The sequence below is a fragment of the Bradyrhizobium zhengyangense genome (assembly GCF_022012435.1).
In the GTDB taxonomy this organism is placed as follows: Bacteria; Pseudomonadota; Alphaproteobacteria; order Rhizobiales; family Xanthobacteraceae; genus Bradyrhizobium; species Bradyrhizobium zhengyangense.
Map to the genome: position 1 here is coordinate 897,355 of NZ_JAKLUA010000001.1, position 18,043 is coordinate 915,397.

The following is an 18,043-nucleotide window of genomic DNA, read 5'->3' on the forward strand; positions in this document are numbered from 1 at the left end:
GAATGAATAGCGTGAACGGGTCCCCCTTTTCGGCCGCGCCGGTAAGGCTGTGGCAGGTCGCGATTTTGGCGGCGGCGGGTGCGATCGGAACAGCGAGCCAGGCGGAAGCAGCGTTCTATTATTATCCGGACTACTCGGGCGCGTCCTACTACGCCCCGCAACAGCGGTATCCGGCGGAGCTGCGACAGAAGCCGCAGAAGCGCGGCTCGGCGGCCAAGAAAAAGGACGAGGCGCTCGTCGAGAAAGAGACCGGCGCCAAGCCGCAAGGCCCGCTCGTCATCGTCGTCTCGATCGAGCGGCAGAAGGTGACGATCTACGATTCCAACGGCGTGTTCGCGGAGTCGCCGGTGTCGACCGGCATGAAGGGCCACTCGACGCCGATGGGTGTGTTCAGCGTCATCCAGAAGCACAAATTCCACCACTCCAACATCTACAGCGGCGCGCCGATGCCGTACATGCAGCGGATCACCTGGTCCGGCGTCGCCATGCATGCCGGCGTGCTGCCGGGCTATCCGGCCTCGCACGGCTGCATCCGCATGCCGATGGCGTTCGCGGTGAAGATGTGGAACTGGACCAAGATGGGCGCGCGCGTGATCGTCTCGCCCGGCCAGATGACGCCGCAAAGCTTCTCGCACCCGATGCTCGCTTCGCTGCGCGTCCCGCCGCAGCCCGCAGCAAGCCTCGAGCCGACGAGCGTCGGCGACAAGGCGGACAAGGGCGCGCCTGACACCAGGGTCACGGATGCGAAGCCTGTCGAGACCATATCTTTCGAGAAGACCGCCAGCGCCGACGGCGTGCTCGAGCTGCGCTCGACGGTCGGCCACACCGTGATGTCGGATGTGACCACCGGAAATGCACCGGTTCGCGAGGAAGCGGCCAAGACCGACCCCAAGTCTGACGAGGCCTCCGAGCCGGCCAAGCAGCCTGAGACGGTTTCGAAGACGGACGACGCCGCCAAGCCCGCCGATGCGGCGAGCACCGAAGCAAAGCCCACTGACGTTGCGGACGCTCCCAAGACGACGTCGGACGAGAAACCGGCCGACAAGGTCGAGGCGGCAAAGTCCGAACAGTCCGAGCCTGCGAAGGTCGAGGCGCCGAAGGCGGAAGCGGTTGTGGACCCCGTCAAGTCCGAGCCGGTCAAGGCCGATACGGCAGAGACCGAGAAGAAGCCCGACGCGCCTGTGACCGCAACGGCACCAGCGCAAGCTGCTTCGCCGGATGCGAAGAAAGACCAGACCCGTGTCGCCGATCCCGCGCCTTCCGTGAAGCCGGACCTGCCGAAGCGGACCGGTCAGATCGCGGTGTTCATCAGCCGCAGGGACTCCAAGCTCTATGTGCGGCAGAACTTTGCGCCGCTGTTCGATGTGCCCGTCACGATCGCGGCAAGCGATCGGCCGCTCGGGACCCATGTCTTCACGGCCGAGGTCGACAAGTCCGACTCGAATGCGCTGCATTGGTCGGTGGTGTCGCTGCCCGTCGCCGTCCGCGCCGCCGCGCGCGACGAGGATGGTCACGTGGTGCGCCGGCAGCGTGGCGCTGCCGTGATCCCCGTTGCCGCAAAGCCTGTCATCACGCCTGATAGCCCGGCCGAGGCACTGGATCGCATCACGATCCCGGCCGACGCCATGGCGAAGATCAACGAGATGCTCACCACCGGCGGCTCGGTGATCGTGTCCGACCAGGGCATCAACCAGGGCGAGACCGGCGAAGGCACCGACTTCATCGTCCGCCTGTACTGAGCCTGTGTCGCGATAACGCGGTGTTGAGCAGGCCAGTCGCAACGGCGGGGTAAGCTCCGCCCCGGATCACATCCGGGGGACACCGCCATGTTGAACCGCAGAACCGTCATCACCACTGCGCTGCTCGCAGCAGCCACATCGGCAACGCGCGTGCGGGCCGATGGCGGCATGAGCCGGATCCCGGCTTACGTCTTTTCATTCCCCGCTTTGTCCGGTGACGACATCAGGCTCGCCGCGTTCACCGGTAAACCGCTGCTGGTCGTCAACACGGCCTCGCTGTGCGGTTACACGCCACAATATGCCGGGCTGCAGGAGCTTTGGACCGAGTTTCACGCGCGCGGCCTTACCGTGATCGGCGTGCCCTCCAATGATTTCGGCGGCCAGGAGCCTGGCGGCACCAGCGAGATCTCGGAGACCGCGCACCACCAATACGGAGTTACCTTCCCGATTGCGGCCAAGGCGGTCGTGACAGGGGCGAAGGCCCATCCCTTCTACAAATGGGCGGCCGAGGCGCGGCCGAAGGAGGTTCCGAAGTGGAACTTCCACAAATACCTGATCGGCCGCGACGGTTATATCGCCGAGGTGTTTCCTTCAGCCGTGGAGCCGGCCGACACGCGCGTCAAAACCGCGATAGCCCGGGCATTGGCCGATAGTTGATGGGCCGGCGGCAACGCGGTTGGGCACAATTGCGGCGAAGCGCCAAACAGCCGTTGCAATGGCGATGGAGCACCATCTAGGCTAAGATGGTGAGGGGCAGGAAGGGTTCGGCCGGAGGCGAAAAGCCACGGCGGACCAACGGGATCAATCTCGAGGACAACACCATGCGTGTGGCGGCAAAACTGATTTTGGCAAGCGCGATGTCTGTTGCGCTGACAGGCGCGGCATGGTCGCAGACCCCTGCCGCAAAACCCGCAGCCGCCACCCAGGCCGCGCCCGCAGCAGCACCGGCCGCAGCCGCAGCTCCAGCAGCCGCTGCCCCCGCGGCAGCTGCTGCGCAACCGAGCGCAGCCTTCCCGCCCCCGCCGCAACAGGCGCCGCAGCCGGCGCGCGCCGCCTGCAACAATCCGAACGCGCTGGGCGTCGCCCGCACCGTGGAGATCGACACGACAGGCGGCCCCGGCTTCGGCTTCGAGCATTTCAAGGAGCTCGACTTCCTGCGCGACAAGGAGGTCGTCCTGACCTTCGACGACGGTCCCTGGCCGCGCAACACGCCTGCCGTGCTGAAGGCGCTCGCCGACCAATGCACTACCGGCATTTTCTTCTCGATCGGCAAGCACGCCACCTACGAGCCGGAGATCCTGAAGCAGGTCTACGCGGCCGGTCACGTCATCGGCACCCACACCTGGTCGCACGCCAACCTCAACGACAAGAAGCTGAACGAAGCGCAGCGCAAGGACGAGATCGAGAAGGGCATCAGCGCCGTGAAATGGGCGCTCGGCGGCATCTCGCCGGCCGCGTTCTTCCGCTTCCCGGCGCTGCAGCATCCGCCGGAGATGGTCACCTATCTCGGCAACCGCAACGTTGCGATCTTCTCCTGCGACATCGACTCCTTCGACTTCAAGGCCTCGAAGCCCGAGAAGGTGATCGAGACCGTGATGAAGAAGCTCGAGAACAAGGGCAAGGGCATCATCCTGATGCACGACTTCCAGAAGCACACGGCGGAAGCGCTGCCCGAGCTTCTGAACCGCCTCAAGGCCGGCGGCTACAAGATCGTGGCGATGCGCGCCAAGGCGCCGGTCGCTTCGCTCCCCGAATACGACCAAGAGCTGATGAAGGACGTCAAGCTGCCGACGGTCAGCACGCGCCCGGTCAATTCCGTGGTGACGACCGTTTCCGAATAGTCGTCATTTGTCGTTCCATTTCGAAGGCTACGTCATCGTCTCGGCGGACGGCATGCTTGCCGACGCCAGCCATGTCATGCCCAACAGTCTGAAGTTCGAAGGCGACAAACTGTTCTTCGAGCAGGCGCTCGATGGCGCCGCGCTGATCGTGCACGGCCGCAACTCGCACGAGGGGCAGCCGAACTCGCCCAAGCGCAAGCGGCTGATCCTGACCCGCAAGATCAAGGCCCTCACCGTCGATCCCGAGATGCCAAACGCGACGCTGTGGAATCCGCACTATTCGAGCTTCGCGGAGGCCTGCGCGTTTGCCGATGTCGCCTCGGGGCGGGTCGCGATCATTGGCGGCCCCGTGGTGTTCGACATGTTCATGGACCGCTACGACACCTTCTGGCTGTCGGAAGCCCCCCATGTGCAGTTGCCCGGCGGAGAGGGCTGCTTCGTCGATGTGCCCAGGCGGACGCCGCACGAGGTGCTGACGTCACACGGGATGACGCCAGGCACGCCTTACGTGCTCGACGCAACGCATGACGTCACGGTCACGCCATGGCGGCGGGCCTAGAGCATGATCCGGAAAAGTGTGAAGCGGTTTTCCCTCGCGACAAACGCGGAACGCGTTTGCGCGGAGATCATGCTCAAACAAAGAGCTGAAGCGCGATGAGGATTCAACCCAATCTCATCGCGCTTTAGCGCTCAAACGTCCCCGTAAGCCGTCTCGGCCGAGCGCGTCGCGCGGCCATAGCCCATGATCATGAACAGCGCGCCGATGATCGAAAGATTCTTCAGCGCGTCGATCACCACCGCGGCGTTCTCAGGCGCAGTCTGGTTCCAGAAATCGGAGAACAGGACGGTCGACACCGCGATGTAGATCACCATCAGCATTGCGAAGAAACGCGCGCCGAAATTCAGTGCGATCATCAGGCCTGCGACGATTTCGAGCCCGCCGATCGCAATCGCCAGAAGCTGCGGCGTGGTCATCGCGGTCGCCGTCTCGACCTGCTTGGCGTAGGGCGCGATCACATCGGGCACTACGATCTTGCCCGCAATGAAATCGGCCGTCGCCTGGATGGCGATGAGCTTGGTCGCGCCCGTGTAGATGAACAGCACGGCGAACAGGATCCGCCCGAAAGTCACGAACGCTGGCATGGTCGGCCCCTTGGCAAATGCTGAGCACGGAACGCGCTTCTAGGATTATGAAGAGTCCGTTTGCGGTTTTCAAACGGGGAAATGGGAAACTGAAAGTTATTCAAGAATGGTGGAGTGGCTGCTCCCTCTCCCCGTTGTTACGGGGCCGCGACGGGCTTCGCTCGCGCTGCGAGGGTTGGGGTGAGGGGCTGCCTCGGCAATCACGATGAGAGTGGACTAGCGGAGACTCCCCCACACCCGGAATTTGCTTCCGCAAACTCCGGCCTCTCCCCGCACGCGGGGAGAGGCGAAGGAGGCCACGACCCTTACGTAAACAGCGTCGGCTGCTGCCGCGCTGCACGCTCCTGCGCCTCCACAACCGCGACCGCCGTCATGTTGAGGATGCCGCGGGCGGTCACCGAGGGCGTGAGGATGTGGGCGGTCCGCGCCGGGCCGATCAGGATCGGGCCGACGGGCAGCGCGTCCGCCAGCGACTTGATCATCTGATAGGCGACGTTGGCGGTGTCCAGGTTCGGCATGATCATGATGTTGGCCTCGCCCTCCAGCTTGGAGTGCGGCAGAACCATGCGCCGCGCCGCAGCGGAGAGCGCGGTATCGCCCTGCATTTCGCCATCGGCCTCGATCTCCGGGTGCTTCTCCTTCAACAGCTGCGTCGCCCGGCGCATTTTGCGCGAGGAGTCGGTGTCGTAGCTGCCGAAATCGGAGTGCGAGACGAAGGCGATCTTCGGCTTGATGGTGAAGCGCTGGACGTGGACCGCCGCGAGCGAGGCGATCTCGGCGAGCTCTTCGGCGCTCGGATTGGGCCTCACTTGGGTATCGGCGATGAAGAACGCGCCCTTGCTGGTGATCAGCAGCGCAAGCGCCGCGTAATCGCTGATGCCGGGCGAGAAGCCGACGATCTCGCGGACATGACGCAGATGGCTCATATAGCGGCCTTCGACGCCGCAGAGCATCGCGTCCGCCTCCCCGCGCGTCACGGCGAGCGCGGCGATGACGGTGTTGTTGGTGCGAACCACCGTGCGCGCCGCATCGGGCGTCACGCCGCGGCGGCCGGCGACCTCGACATAAGACTGGACATAGGAGCGATAGCGCGGATCGTCCTCGGGATTGACGAGATCGAAATCCTTGCCCGCCTTGATCGAGAGGCCGAAGCGCTTGATGCGCGCCTCCACCACCGAGGGGCGGCCGACCAGGATCGGCGTCGCCAGCTTCTCCTCCAGCACCACTTGCGTGGCGCGCAGCACGCGCTCGTCCTCGCCTTCGGCGTAGATCACGCGCACCGGCTGGGTCTTGGCCTTGGCGAACATCGGCTTCATGACGAGGCCGGAGCGGAAGGCGAAGCGCTCGAGCAGCGCGCGATATTCGTCGAAATTGGTGATCGGGCGCGTCGCGACGCCTGATTCCATCGCCGCCTTCGCCACCGCCGGCGCGATCCGCAGGATCAGCCGCGGATCAAAGGGGCTGGGGATCAGCGAGCCCGGGCCGAAGCCGCCCGTCTCGCCGGTGTCGAGGCTGCTCTGGGAGACTGCATCCGACGGCGCCTCGCGCGCGAGCTGCGCAATGGCCTCGACCGCGGCGTGCTTCATCTCCTCGTTGATGGCGCTGGCGCCGACATCGAGCGCGCCGCGGAAGATGAAGGGAAAGCACAGGACGTTGTTGACCTGGTTCGGATAGTCCGAGCGTCCGGTGCAGATCATGGCGTCGGGACGCACTTTTCGCGCTTCTTCCGGCATGATCTCAGGCGTCGGATTGGCCAGCGCCATGATCAGGGGCTTCTCGCCCATGGCCTTGGCCATCTCGGGCTTGAGCACGCCGGGTGCCGACAGGCCGATGAAGATGTCGGCGCCGCCGATGACGTCGCCGAGCGTGCGCTTGTCGGTCTTCTGCGCATAGACCGCCTTCCAGCGGTCCATCGAGGTGTTGCGGCCCTCATGGACGAGGCCGTCGATGTCGCAGACCCAGATGTTCTTGCGCTGTGCGCCCATCGACACGAGAAGGTTGAGCGTGGCGATCGCGGCGGCCCCTGCCCCCGACGCCACGATCTTGACGTCCGACAGCTTCTTGCCGTTCAGCCTGAGCCCATTGGTGATGGCAGCGGCAACGATGATCGCGGTGCCGTGCTGGTCGTCATGGAAGACCGGGATCTTCATGCGCTCCTTCAGCTGCGCCTCGATCTCGAAGCACTCCGGTCCTCGGATGTCTTCCAGATTGATGCCGCCGAAAGTCGGCTCGAGCGCAGCGACCGTCTCGACCACGCGGTCGATGGTGTCGGCGGCGATCTCGATGTCGAACACGTCGATGCCGGCGAATTTCTTGAACAGGACGGCCTTGCCCTCCATGACAGGCTTGGAGGCCAGCGGGCCGATATTGCCGAGGCCGAGCACGGCGGTGCCGTTGGAGACAACGGCGACCAGATTGGCGCGGGTGGTCAGGGTCGCGGCTTCCGCCGGGTTCTTGGCGATCTCGGTACAGGCGGCCGCAACGCCCGGAGAATAGGCAAGCGCGAGGTCGCGCTGGTTGGCCAGCGGCTTGCTCGCCTGGATCTCGAGCTTTCCGGGGCGCGGCAGACGGTGATAGGCCAGCGCCGCCTGGTGGAGATCATCAGAATAGGACGACATGCGGTCTCTTGCCTCGCGTTACCGGCCTCAAAATGCATCATCCGGAGCGGTCGTCCAAGCGGACGCTATTTCCGGGTCGTGGAAACGGGATGAAGCACGGCCGACGGCCCGGTGGCAACATCCGATTGTGTCCCCATCAACAGGGCCATCCGTCAAATATCTGAAAGCGCTAGCTTTCCCTAGACCTTGCGACGTTTCCCAAATATGGCAGGTTGCGCAGCACACTACGAGCAACTGGAGCTGGGAATGAAGCGGATCCTGATCGGCCTGATCGTTGTAGCCGTGCTCGCCGTGGGCGGGTGGTTCGGCTTCAACGCCTATGCCAAGCATCGCGCCACCGCCGAGGTCGAGGCGGCGTTCGAGCAGATCCGCGAGCAAGGCGGCAAGGCGAGCCACGGCAAGGTCGAGTTCGATTTGCGGACGCGCACCTTGGCTATCGAAGACATCGTCATCGATCCCGGCAAGCAGCCGCAGGCGCAGGTCAGGATCGCCGGCATCAAAGGCATTGGCGTTCGCCAGGTCGACGAACTCAGGTTTTCAGCCGACAGCATCGACATCACGGGCGTTGAGGTCGCGCTGGACCAGATTGGTCCGGCCAAGCTGAAGGTGTCCTACAAGCTCCCGCAGCTCACGATCCGCGACTATGCCGGTCCCGTCCACAGCAGCTGGACTGCATTGCCGGACAACTCCCTGATCGAGATGTACCGCTATGCGCTCGACCAGTATGTCGGTATCAGGGCGTCATCGCTCACGGCCCCGACCCTGACAATGACCTTCGATTCCGGCGGCTCGGCCGGCGGCAGCGGTGAGGTCACCTACTCAGGGCTGGCGATCCAGAACATCGTGCACGGCAAGGTCGACGCGATGAAAGCGGATCGCGCGACCATTTCGATCGACGTGAAGCAGCCGGGCAAGCCGGACAGGCTGACGGGCGAACTATCGAACATCGCCGTCAACGATTTCGATGCGACCGTGATCCGCGCCGCGCTCGATCCGCAGACGAAGGCTGACGACAACTACCGTCGTGTCTACCGGCAGGTCTCCGCTGGCCCCTATGTGCTCAAATCGGCACAAGGGGTGCGCGTCGATATCGACAGCTTCAGCATGAGCGACATCGCCGTTCAGCCGTCGAAATTCCGCCTGGCCGACCTGTTTGCAGCGCTGCCGCAGGACAAATCAGCCCCGCCGACGCCGGCGCAAACGCGCGAGATCATGGAGAAGCTTGCCAGCTTCTACGAAGGCCTTCGCATCGGCAAGATCGAGATGGGCAAGACGTCGATGGCAACGCCGCAAGGCATGGGCAGCATCAATCTCGTCAGGTACCAGGATGGCGAATTCGCGATCGAGGGCGTCGACACGCCGTCTCCGCAGGGTCAATTCAAGATGGAGCGCTTCGCGCTGAAGTCCTTCAGCGTCGCGAACCTGATGCGCTGGGCCGCAGACCTCACGAAGAGTGCCGGGCGGCCGCCCTCGCCGGATCAAATGCTAGGGCTATTCGGCGTGCTGGCGGGTGCCGAGATCAAGGGCGTGGTTGCGCCCTTCAAGACCACCAAGAAGCTGGTCACGATCGATACAGTGAGCCTCGACTGGGGGCAGCTGGTCGGCTCGATCCCGAGCAAGGCGCACGTGGTTGCGAAATTTGTCACGCCGACCGATCCGTCCGACCCGAAGCAACTCCCGTTGATCGGCGCCGGGATCGACAAGCTCGCAATCGACCTCGATCTTGGCGCGGCGTGGACAGAACAGTCGAACAGCTTCGCCCTGGCGCCGGCGACGCTCGACATCGGAGGGATCGCAAAAGCGCAATTGGGCATCACGCTCGGCAACGTGTCGCGCGAGGTGTTTTCGACCGATCCCGCGCAGCTCATGGGCCAGGCAGCAAGGATCGAGGCCGGCGCGCTCGCGTTCGCGCTGCGTGACAATGGCGGCGTCGAGGCCGCGGCGACGCAATATGCACGCAGCCAGAATGTGAGCCGTGACACCGCACGCCAGACGCTCGCCGACAGCGTCAGGGTGCATCGGGAGGAGATCGCCTCTGCCAATCCGGATGCGGGTGCGGCGGTGGACGCCATCGCAAGTTTCATCGAGACGCCGGGCCAGACGCTCGTCATCAAGCTCACGCCCCGCGCCAAGGCGCCGCTGATGCAGATCATGCAGCTGCTGCAGACCGATCCGCAGAGCGCATTGGCGCAGTTCAGGATCGAGGCGTCGACGGGGCTTTAGGAGAGCGGCGCAGCTCTCTCCACGTCATTGCGAGCGCAGCGAAGCAATCCAGCATCTTTCCGCGGAGGGACTCTGGATTGCTTCGCTGCGCTCGCAATGACGGTGTGGAGGCAGCATGGCCTCCCCCTGCAAGCAGGGAGAGGCAAGACCCTCACTTCTGCGGCAGGTTCACCCGCACATGCAGCTCGCGGAGCTGTTTGGTCGTCGCTTCCGACGGCGCACCCATCAGCAGGTCCATGGCCTGCTGGTTCATCGGGAACAGCGATATCTCGCGCAGATTCGTGGTGCCACAGAGCAGCATCACGATGCGGTCGACACCCGCGGCCATGCCGCCATGCGGCGGCGCGCCGTATTGGAACGCGCGATACATGCCGCCGAAACGCTCGACCACTTCCTGCTCGCCGTAGCCCGCAATCTCGAACGCCTTCACCATGGCTTCCGGCACGTGGTTGCGGATGCCGCCCGAGGCGATCTCATAGCCGTTGCAAACAATATCGTACTGGTATGCCATGATCGACAGAGGATCTTTTGTCTCCAATGCCTCTAGGCCACCTTGCGGCATCGAGAATGGGTTGTGCGAGAAGTCGACCTTCTTGTCCTCCTCGTTGTACTCATACATCGGGAAGTCAACGATCCAAGCAAGCTCGAACCGCTCCTTGTCCATTAGGTTCAGCTCGTCCGATATCTTCATGCGAGCGAGCCCAGCAAATCGTGCCATATCCCCCGGTTTTCCGAGCACGAAGAATACGGAATCTCCAGGGTTCATACCCACCGGACGAAGTTGCCTGTACCGATCGGCAAGCTCCTCAGGGAAAAACTCCAATCCGAGATCATTCATCTCGGGAGCAGGCAACTCAATCCACTCACTCAACCTTCCATCTAGGCCGCGCCGGAGTATCTCAGTACGATCTAGGCCAAGGTTCTTTGCCACTGGTCCGGCACCACCCTCTTCGCCATCACGCCAGAAAATATAAGCTAGACCTGGCTGCCCCTCTGACTTTGCCCAGCTATCCATACGATCGCAAAAGGCTCGCGATCCTCCGCCCGGAGCTGGTATTGCCCAGACCCTCACGGAAGGGTTCGATTCCAAAGCCCTAGCAAAAATGCCAAACCCCGACTGCCTAAATATCCTAGACACATCGTGGATTATGAGTGGGGACCTCAAATCGGGCTTATCCGATCCGTAGGCGCGTACAGCAGCGGTATAAGACATCCGCGGCCAGACTTTTGTAACAGGTTTGCCCTTCGCGAATTCCTCGAATACGCCGGTGATAACCGGCTCCATCGTTTCGAAGACATTCTCTTGTTCAACAAAGCTCATCTCGACGTCGAGCTGGTAGAACTCGCCCGGCAGACGGTCGGCGCGCGGGTCCTCGTCGCGGAAGCAGGGCGCGATCTGGAAGTAGCGATCGAAGCCAGACATCATCAGCAGCTGCTTGTACTGCTGCGGCGCCTGCGGCAGCGCATAGAACTTGCCCGGATGGATCCGCGAGGGCACCAGGAAGTCGCGCGCGCCTTCCGGCGAGGATGCGGTCAGGATTGGCGTGTTGAATTCGAAGAAGCCCTGCCCCTCCATGCGCCGGCGCATCGACTTGATGATCTCGACGCGGGTCATGATGTTCTGGTGCAGCTTCTCGCGACGCAGGTCGAGGAAGCGATACTTCAGGCGGATGTCCTCGGGGTATTCCTGATCGCCAAAGACGGGTAGCGGCAGATCAGCTGCCGGGCCAAGCACCTCGATCCTGTCGACATAGACCTCAACCCTGCCGGTCGGCAGTTCGTCATTGTCGGTACCTACAGGACGGCGACGAGCTCTGCCGTCCACCTGCACCACGAATTCCGAGCGCAGCTTCTCGGCCAGCGCGAATGCCGGCGAGTCCGGATCGACCACGCACTGGGTCAGGCCGTAATGGTCGCGCAAATCGATGAACAGCACGCCGCCATGGTCGCGAACGCGATGGACCCAGCCCGAGAGGCGAATGGTCTCGCCGATGTTGCTCTCGCGGAGCGCGCCGCATGTATGTGACCGGTAGCGATGCATGGTCGTCCCAAAATTAATGTCGGAGGAAGCGAATCGGACGGCCTGAAACGACCGGTCCGAAGTTGCGGCAGGGTTTACCTCGGGAGGACCAAGGCGGCAACCGAGGGAACGCCCTGTTTCGGGCCCCAACGGCCCCTTTTTGGGCCATTTGGGCCCAAGCCTTTGCCATCAGGCGTTCCAGCCCTATCTTGAGGCCATGACGGTCCATTTCCCCTTCCAGAACTCCTATTCCGCGCTGCCGGACAGCTTCTTTGCCCGCGTCGCGCCGACCCCTGTATCCGCGCCCCGGCTGATCAAGCTGAACCGGCCGCTGGCGGTCCAGCTCGGGCTCGAACCTGACATGCTGGAGACCCCGGAAGGCGCCGAAATCCTGGCCGGCAAGACGGTTCCCGCCGGAGCTGATCCCATCGCCATGGCCTATGCCGGCCATCAGTTCGGACATTTCGTGCCGCAGCTCGGCGACGGCCGCGCCATCCTGCTCGGCGAGGTCATCGACCGCGACGGCATCCGACGCGACATTCAGCTCAAGGGCTCGGGCCCCACTCCGTTCTCCCGCCGCGGCGACGGCCGGGCCGCGCTAGGGCCGGTGCTGCGCGAGTATATCGTCAGCGAGGCCATGTACGCTCTCGGCATTCCCACCACGCGTTCGCTGGCCGCCGTCATCACCGGCGAGCCTGTCATCCGCGAGACCGTGCTGCCGGGCGCGGTGCTGACCCGCGTCGCCTCTAGCCACATCCGTGTCGGCACCTTCCAGTTCTTCGCGGTCCGCCGCGACACCGATGCGATCCGCCGGCTCGCCGATCACGTCATCATCAGGCACTATCCGGACCTGCTTCACGCCGAGCGGCCCTATCACGCCCTGCTCGCGGGCGTCGTCGCGCGCCAGGCCGAGTTGATCGCGCGCTGGCTGCTGGTCGGTTTCATCCATGGCGTGATGAACACCGACAACTCTTCCATCTCCGGAGAGACCATCGATTACGGCCCCTGCGCCTTCATGGATGCCTACAATCCCGCCCAGGTGTTTTCGTCGATCGACGAGATGGGCCGCTACGCCTACGCCAACCAGCCGCGCATCGGCCTGTGGAATCTGACGCGCCTTGCCGAATGCCTGCTGCCGCTGTTCTCCGACGACCAGGAGAAGGCGGTCGCGGAAGCGCAGGACATTCTCGGCGCGTTCTCCGAGACGTTCAGCGCCGCCTATCAGGCCGGCCTGCGCAGGAAGGTCGGCCTGTTCACGGAGCGCGACGGCGACGAAGCGCTGATCCAGGACCTGCTCGACGCCATGGCCAAGAACCAGGCCGACTTCACCCTGACTTTCCGCAAGCTTGGTGACGCCGCCGTTGATGACAGCGCCGACGTCCGCGCGCAATTCATGGAGCCCGGCGCCTTCGACGAGTGGGCCGGCCGCTGGCGCGCACGCATTGCGCTGGAGCCACAGACGCCTGCCGAGCGGCAGGCGGCGATGCACGCCGTCAACCCGGTCTTTATCCCGCGCAACCACCGCGTCGAGGCCGTGATCCAGGCCGCAGTGAACGATGACAATTACGCGCCGTTCGAGGAACTGGTGAAGGTGCTGGCGAAGCCGTACGAGGACCAGCCGGAGTATGCGGCCTACGCCGATCCGCCGCTGCCGGACCAGCGGGTGTTGCAGACGTTCTGCGGAACGTGACGTAGGCGAGGCTTCGCACCTCGCCCGTCCGTCCAGCCCCCTCGCAAGGCGCCCCGGCGACGCTCTGCGGATTTTCCGATAATGCTATAATGCTGCTGCTTTGCCCGACGTGTCAACGCATGTCGAACGGCGTCCAAGCCGCTCGCCCGGTTACCCTCGGCTACTGTGCATGGGGTTGTTTTCGATCTTGTGCGTTCGGGCGACTACCGCACCGCGAGATGAGCGGATTGACGCTCGCTGCCGTTCTGCCCAACAATTCCAGGCACAGGCAACCACTGTCATCAAACTGAAACACTCTCACTCTAACCGGCTGGCGGGCCGTCTTGCCGGAGGCGCCCGTCCTCCAAGAGTCCTGACAAGCCCGCCATGCCCTTCAAGTTCATCCACATCACCGACACGCATCTCGCCAACCCCGGGCTGAAGCTCTATGGCCTCGACCCGCGCGCGCGGCTTGATGCGGCGATCGCCGACATCAACAAGCACCAATCGGATGCCGCCTTCGCGGTCGTGACCGGCGACCTCACCCATTGGGGCGAGCCCGAGTCCTACGCCAATTTCGCAGAGGCGATGGCCGCGCTGAAAATGCCGTACATCGCCATGGTCGGCAATCACGACAAGCGCGTGACCTGTCTCGACAGCCTGAAAGCCGCGCCGCGCGATCCCAATGGTTTCGTGCAGGGCACCCGCACCACCGAGCACGGCCTGTTCGTGTTCCTGGACACGCTGGACGAGACCAGCCATGCCGGCCAGATGTGCGCAAAGCGCTTCGACTGGCTGGCCAAGACGCTCGCAGTTGCGCCAGCGGACCAGCCGTTCGTCGTGTTCATGCACCATCCGCCCTTCCCGGTCGGCGTCCACGCGATGGACGAGATCGCGCTGAAGCAGAGCGCCGAATTCGCCGAGGTGATCGCCCCCTATCGCGCGCGCATCCGTCACCTCTTCTTCGGTCATGTGCACCGGCCGATCTTTGGCAGCTACGGCAAGATCCCGTTCTCGACGTTGCGCGGCACCAACCACCAAGTCTGGTTCGAGCTCGATGCCGCTGCCGCCGACCATCTGGCAAGCCACGAGCCGCCGGCCTATGGCGTGGTGCTGATCGACGACGAGAACCTCGTCGTGCACAGCCACGACTTCCTCGACACCAGTCTGCGCTTCCCCTTCGACCCGCCCGCGGGCGTCGACGGCCGCGACTATGCGCTCAATTTCCCGGCACGGTGACATGAGCCTCGCAGAACCCGCGGCTCTCCCGGTCGCGGCATCGGCGCCGCCGCGCCTGCGTATCGTGACGCGGTTCGCCGCGCGCCTCAAAGCTTCACTCCCAGCCTATCTACTGCTGCTGCCCTCGGTGGTCTTCCTCGCGCTGTTCACTTACGGTGCGATGGGACGCGTGGTCATCGATGCGCTCTACCAGCGCGCCACACCGAAGGCGCCGCTGCGGTTTGTCGGCCTCGACAATATCGCTGCGGTGCTGGCGGACCCGGCCTTCACCGGCGCTGTCGTCAACAACGCGATCTACGCCATCGGCACCGCGATCCCCAGCATCGGCCTCGCGCTCTTGTTCGCGCTGGCGCTCGCGCGCACCAATGCGGTGACAAGCGCACTGCGGGCTGCGCTGTTCCTGCCGGTGCTGATCCCGATGGTCGCGGCATCCGCGCTATTCCTGTTCATATTCCTGCCCAATGTCGGCCTGCTCGACTACTATCTCGGCCGGCTGCTGCCGGTGCTGCCGAACTGGCTCGGCGACCCCGACATCGCGCTCTACGCGATCATGGTCATCACCATCTGGAAGAACGCGGGCTATTACATGCTGTTCTTCCTCGCCGGCCTCCAGGCTGTGCCGGAGGATGTGATGGAGGCGGCGCATCTCGATGGCGCCGGTCCCTTCATGCGGCTGCGCTATATCATCCTGCCGGAGCTCAAGCCGACCTTCCTGTTCGTCACCGTCATTGCCACGCTCAACGCTGTGACGCAGGTCGACCACGTCTTCGTCATGACCAAGGGCGGCCCGTCGAACGCCACCAATCTCGTGCTGTTCTACATCTACCAGCAGGCCGTCGAACATTACGACATCGGCATGGCTTCGGCCGCAACGCTACTGACCCTCGCAGCCCTGATGGCGCTCACTGCGCTGTCGTTCCGCACCATGGCGAAGCGCGAGGGCGGGCCATGAAGCTGATCGACAAGCTGTACAAGGACGCCCCGCTCGCCACCCGTAACGAGATCACGCCAAAACTCGGCTTCCTGCTGACGGTGCTGCTCGCGCTCGCTTGGTTGATCCCGTTCCTGTGGATGGGGGTTGCGAGCCTGCGCCCGGCCTCCGACGGCATCAACCTGATGGCCGAGCTGATCCCGAGCCTCAAACCGACGCTCGACAATATCAGGGACGCCTGGGAGATCGGCGACTTCCCGCGCTACTTCCTCAACACCACCATCATCTGCACCGGCATCCTCCTGGTGCAGTTCTTCACGATCACGCTGGCGGGCTTCGCGTTCGCGCGGCTCGATTTCGCCGGCAAGACGCTGATCTTCTATCTGTTCCTGATGCAGCTGATGCTGGTGCCGGTGCTGCTGATCGTGCCGAACCTGCGCATCATCGCGCAGTTTGGCCTCTACGACACGCTCGCCGGCGTGATGATGCCGTTCTTCGCCTCCGCCTTCGGCACCTTTCTGATGCGCCAGGCGTTCGAGGCCATCCCGACCGAGCTGGAAGACGCGGCGCTGATCGATGGCGCCAGTCTGATCCAGCGCATCCGCCACATCTATGTGCCGCTGTCGATCCCGAGCTTCTCCGCCTTCGCCATCATCTCCGTCACCAGCCACTGGAACGACTTCCTGTGGCCGCTGATGGTGATCAACTCGCCGGACAAGCGGCCGCTCACGGTTGGCCTGTCGGTCTTCACCGCGACCGCCGAAGGCACGCAGGCCTGGGGCACCATCGCCGCCGGCACGCTGATGGTGATCGCACCGCTGCTCATCACCTTCCTGATCTTCCAGAAGCGTTTCATCAGTTCTTTCGTCACCTCAGGCATCAAATAGGAGATTTTCCGATGCTGTTCTCCCGCCGGCTCACGCTCGGCCTCGCCCTGGCAGGCTCTTTGGCAAGTGCGCTCGCCTTTCCGGCCCTCGCCGGTGAAGGTCCGACCGAGATCGACCTGTTCTTCCCCGTGCCCGTCGACGGCAAGCTCGCCCGCGACATGGGCACCTTGATCAAGGAGTTCAACGACGGTCACCCCGACATCAAGGCGACCGCCGTCTACACCGGCTCCTATGACGACACGCTGATCAAGACGCGCGCCTCGATCAAGGCCGGCAAGCCGCCGTCCGCCGTGATCATGTCGGCCAACTTCCTGCTCGACATGCAGATCGAGAGCGAGCTGACCAATCTCGACAGTCTGATCGCCGCCGACGGCAGCACCAAGGAGCAATTCCTCGGCCAGTTTTTCCCGGCGCTCAGCGGCAATGCGGTGATCAATCGCTCGGTCTATGGCGTCCCCTTCCAGAATTCGACGCCGCTGCTCTACATCAACGCCGACAAGGCCAAGGAAGCCGGCCTCGATCCGAGCAAGCCGCCGCAGACCTGGGCCGAGCTCACCGACTGGGCCAAGAAGCTCACCAAGCGCGAGGGCGACAAGGTCACGCAATGGGGCATCGCGATCCCCTGCGCCTATGACTATTGCGGCTGGATGATGGAAACGCTCACCATGACCAATGGCGGGCGCTACTACAACGAGGAGTTCGGCGGCGAAGTCTATTACGACACGCCTTCGATGCTCGGCGCGCTGACCTGGTGGAGCGACCTCGTGAGCAAGCACAAGGTTCACCCGCCCGGCGCCACGCCTGGCCCTGCCGTCAGCACCTCCTTCATCTCCGGCAACGCCGCGATGATGATGCTGTCGACGGGCTCGCTGACCTATGTGCGCGAGAACGCCAAGTTCAACTACAAGGTCGCCTTCATCCCGCGCAATGTCCGCAACGCCGTGCCGATCGGCGGCGCCTCGCTGATCATTCCGGCCGGCGTCGAAGCCGACAAGCAAAAGGCCGCCTGGACGCTGATCAAGTGGATGACCTCGCCCGAGAAGAGCGCCTGGTGGAGCCGCGCCACGGGTTACTTCGCGCCCAACATGGCCGCCTACAAGACGCCTGACATGGTCGACTTCCTCAACAAGAACCCGGACGCCAAGACCGCTGTCGAGCAGCTCGACGTCGCCAAGCCCTGGTTCGCGACCTACAAGACCGTGCCGGTTCGCAAGAACCTCGAGGACGAGGTGATGCTGGTCCTCAACGGCAAGAAGCAGCCGAAGGAAGCCCTCGTCGCCGCTCAGAAAGCCGCGGATGAGACGCTCAAGCCGTACAATGCGGAAACGTCGCTGAAGCTGCCGTAAGGCTGCCCGCACCGGCAAACGAACATCGGCGCTCCGTCACGCGGGGCGCCGAATTTCTTTTGGTCGGGTACCCCCGTTAACCCCCCATCCACCATCCGACCGCCCGCGGCGCCGGTAACCACGAGAATTAACAGACCCTCAACGCACCCCCGACAAATCTAACGATGTTTCTGGAGATTTCCGCCGTGGATTTGCTGGTTTTCGAGTTCCTGGGATTGGCGCTGGTTGGCATGTGCCTGGTGGTGGTGGCGCTGCCCTGCGCCCGCAAATCCTCGCACCGGATCCGTTACGAATAGGAATTTTGCCCGCTTCAGGCGATTCTGGCCCCAATGCAAGGCTCGAATTCGCTTAGAGCCCCTTGACATCACAGCGCTTTCGGCAGAACGG

The 18,043-nt window shown here is 63.8% G+C and carries 14 protein-coding genes; 11 read left to right on the plus strand and 3 right to left on the minus strand.

The genetic code is table 11. The features are described from left to right. The first annotated feature begins 2 nt into the window (after positions 1-2). The 4 genes from L6637_RS04435 (at position 3) to L6637_RS04450 (ending at position 4,139) form a co-directional block, all read left to right on the plus strand. Positions 3-1,739, plus strand: coding sequence for a L,D-transpeptidase (locus tag L6637_RS04435; RefSeq protein ID WP_237869345.1), 1,737 nt, complete (start codon positions 3-5; stop codon positions 1,737-1,739). Between the two features lie 87 nt (positions 1,740-1,826). Next, a complete protein-coding gene (locus L6637_RS04440; RefSeq protein ID WP_237869347.1) occupies positions 1,827-2,396 on the plus strand; it encodes a glutathione peroxidase in 570 nt (189 codons plus the stop codon). Positions 2,397-2,560: 164 nt separating this feature from the next. Further along, positions 2,561-3,580 (plus strand): polysaccharide deacetylase family protein, encoded by a 1,020-nt coding sequence (locus L6637_RS04445; protein ID WP_237858240.1) that lies wholly within the window; start codon positions 2,561-2,563, stop codon positions 3,578-3,580. A 7-nt stretch (positions 3,581-3,587) separates the two neighbouring features. Continuing rightward, positions 3,588-4,139, plus strand: coding sequence for a dihydrofolate reductase family protein (locus L6637_RS04450; RefSeq protein ID WP_237869349.1), 552 nt, complete (start codon positions 3,588-3,590; stop codon positions 4,137-4,139). Positions 4,140-4,270: 131 nt separating this feature from the next. Here L6637_RS04450 and L6637_RS04455 read toward each other — a convergent pair whose 3' ends face one another. Continuing rightward, positions 4,271-4,723: a DoxX family protein gene (locus L6637_RS04455; RefSeq protein ID WP_237858244.1), complete on the minus strand. Its 453-nt coding sequence runs from the start codon at positions 4,721-4,723 to the stop codon at positions 4,271-4,273. Positions 4,724-5,028: 305 nt separating this feature from the next. Beyond that, complete coding sequence (locus L6637_RS04460) at positions 5,029-7,341, minus strand: NADP-dependent malic enzyme (RefSeq protein WP_237858246.1); 2,313 nt, start codon at positions 7,339-7,341, stop codon at positions 5,029-5,031. A 246-nt stretch (positions 7,342-7,587) separates the two neighbouring features. On the opposite strand from L6637_RS04460, the gene L6637_RS04465 reads away from it, so the two are divergent. Next, positions 7,588-9,564 (plus strand): hypothetical protein, encoded by a 1,977-nt coding sequence (locus tag L6637_RS04465; RefSeq protein WP_237869351.1) that lies wholly within the window; start codon positions 7,588-7,590, stop codon positions 9,562-9,564. A gap of 151 nt (positions 9,565-9,715) precedes the next feature. Here L6637_RS04465 and aspS read toward each other — a convergent pair whose 3' ends face one another. Continuing rightward, positions 9,716-11,605, minus strand: coding sequence for an aspartate--tRNA ligase (aspS, locus tag L6637_RS04470; protein ID WP_237869353.1), 1,890 nt, complete (start codon positions 11,603-11,605; stop codon positions 9,716-9,718). A 196-nt stretch (positions 11,606-11,801) separates the two neighbouring features. Here aspS and L6637_RS04475 point away from each other — a divergent pair, with 196 nt between their 5' ends. From L6637_RS04475 to L6637_RS42380, 6 genes are all read left to right on the plus strand, one after another. Then, on the plus strand, positions 11,802-13,274 hold the full coding sequence (locus L6637_RS04475; protein ID WP_237869355.1) for a protein adenylyltransferase SelO: 1,473 nt from the start codon (positions 11,802-11,804) through the stop codon (positions 13,272-13,274). A gap of 366 nt (positions 13,275-13,640) precedes the next feature. Further along, positions 13,641-14,492: a phosphodiesterase gene (locus L6637_RS04480; protein ID WP_237869357.1), complete on the plus strand. Its 852-nt coding sequence runs from the start codon at positions 13,641-13,643 to the stop codon at positions 14,490-14,492. Between the two features lies 1 nt (position 14,493). Beyond that, on the plus strand, positions 14,494-15,444 hold the full coding sequence (locus tag L6637_RS04485) for a carbohydrate ABC transporter permease (RefSeq protein ID WP_237869360.1): 951 nt from the start codon (positions 14,494-14,496) through the stop codon (positions 15,442-15,444). Continuing rightward, on the plus strand, positions 15,441-16,310 hold the full coding sequence (locus L6637_RS04490; RefSeq protein WP_237858258.1) for a carbohydrate ABC transporter permease: 870 nt from the start codon (positions 15,441-15,443) through the stop codon (positions 16,308-16,310). The genes L6637_RS04485 and L6637_RS04490 overlap by 4 nt, the downstream gene beginning before the upstream one ends. An 11-nt stretch (positions 16,311-16,321) precedes the next feature. Next, positions 16,322-17,656, plus strand: a complete 1,335-nt coding sequence (locus L6637_RS04495; protein WP_237869362.1) for an ABC transporter substrate-binding protein — start codon at positions 16,322-16,324, stop codon at positions 17,654-17,656. Between the two features lie 164 nt (positions 17,657-17,820). Next, positions 17,821-17,952, plus strand: coding sequence for a hypothetical protein (locus L6637_RS42380; protein WP_256439977.1), 132 nt, complete (start codon positions 17,821-17,823; stop codon positions 17,950-17,952). Positions 17,953-18,043 lie beyond the last annotated feature (91 nt).

Coding starts and splice junctions, on each gene's coding strand:
- L6637_RS04480 (WP_237869357.1), top strand. CDS start 13,641: ATGCCCTTCAAGTTCATCCACATCACCGACACGCATCTCGCCAACCCC.
- L6637_RS04490 (WP_237858258.1), top strand. CDS start 15,441: ATGAAGCTGATCGACAAGCTGTACAAGGACGCCCCGCTCGCCACCCGT.
- L6637_RS04445 (WP_237858240.1), top strand. CDS start 2,561: ATGCGTGTGGCGGCAAAACTGATTTTGGCAAGCGCGATGTCTGTTGCG.
- L6637_RS04440 (WP_237869347.1), top strand. CDS start 1,827: ATGTTGAACCGCAGAACCGTCATCACCACTGCGCTGCTCGCAGCAGCC.
- L6637_RS04475 (WP_237869355.1), top strand. CDS start 11,802: ATGACGGTCCATTTCCCCTTCCAGAACTCCTATTCCGCGCTGCCGGAC.
- L6637_RS42380 (WP_256439977.1), top strand. CDS start 17,821: ATGTTTCTGGAGATTTCCGCCGTGGATTTGCTGGTTTTCGAGTTCCTG.
- L6637_RS04435 (WP_237869345.1), top strand. CDS start 3: ATGAATAGCGTGAACGGGTCCCCCTTTTCGGCCGCGCCGGTAAGGCTG.
- L6637_RS04455 (WP_237858244.1), bottom strand. CDS start 4,723: ATGCCAGCGTTCGTGACTTTCGGGCGGATCCTGTTCGCCGTGCTGTTC.
- L6637_RS04465 (WP_237869351.1), top strand. CDS start 7,588: ATGAAGCGGATCCTGATCGGCCTGATCGTTGTAGCCGTGCTCGCCGTG.
- aspS (WP_237869353.1), bottom strand. CDS start 11,605: ATGCATCGCTACCGGTCACATACATGCGGCGCGCTCCGCGAGAGCAAC.
- L6637_RS04495 (WP_237869362.1), top strand. CDS start 16,322: ATGCTGTTCTCCCGCCGGCTCACGCTCGGCCTCGCCCTGGCAGGCTCT.
- L6637_RS04460 (WP_237858246.1), bottom strand. CDS start 7,341: ATGTCGTCCTATTCTGATGATCTCCACCAGGCGGCGCTGGCCTATCAC.
- L6637_RS04485 (WP_237869360.1), top strand. CDS start 14,494: ATGAGCCTCGCAGAACCCGCGGCTCTCCCGGTCGCGGCATCGGCGCCG.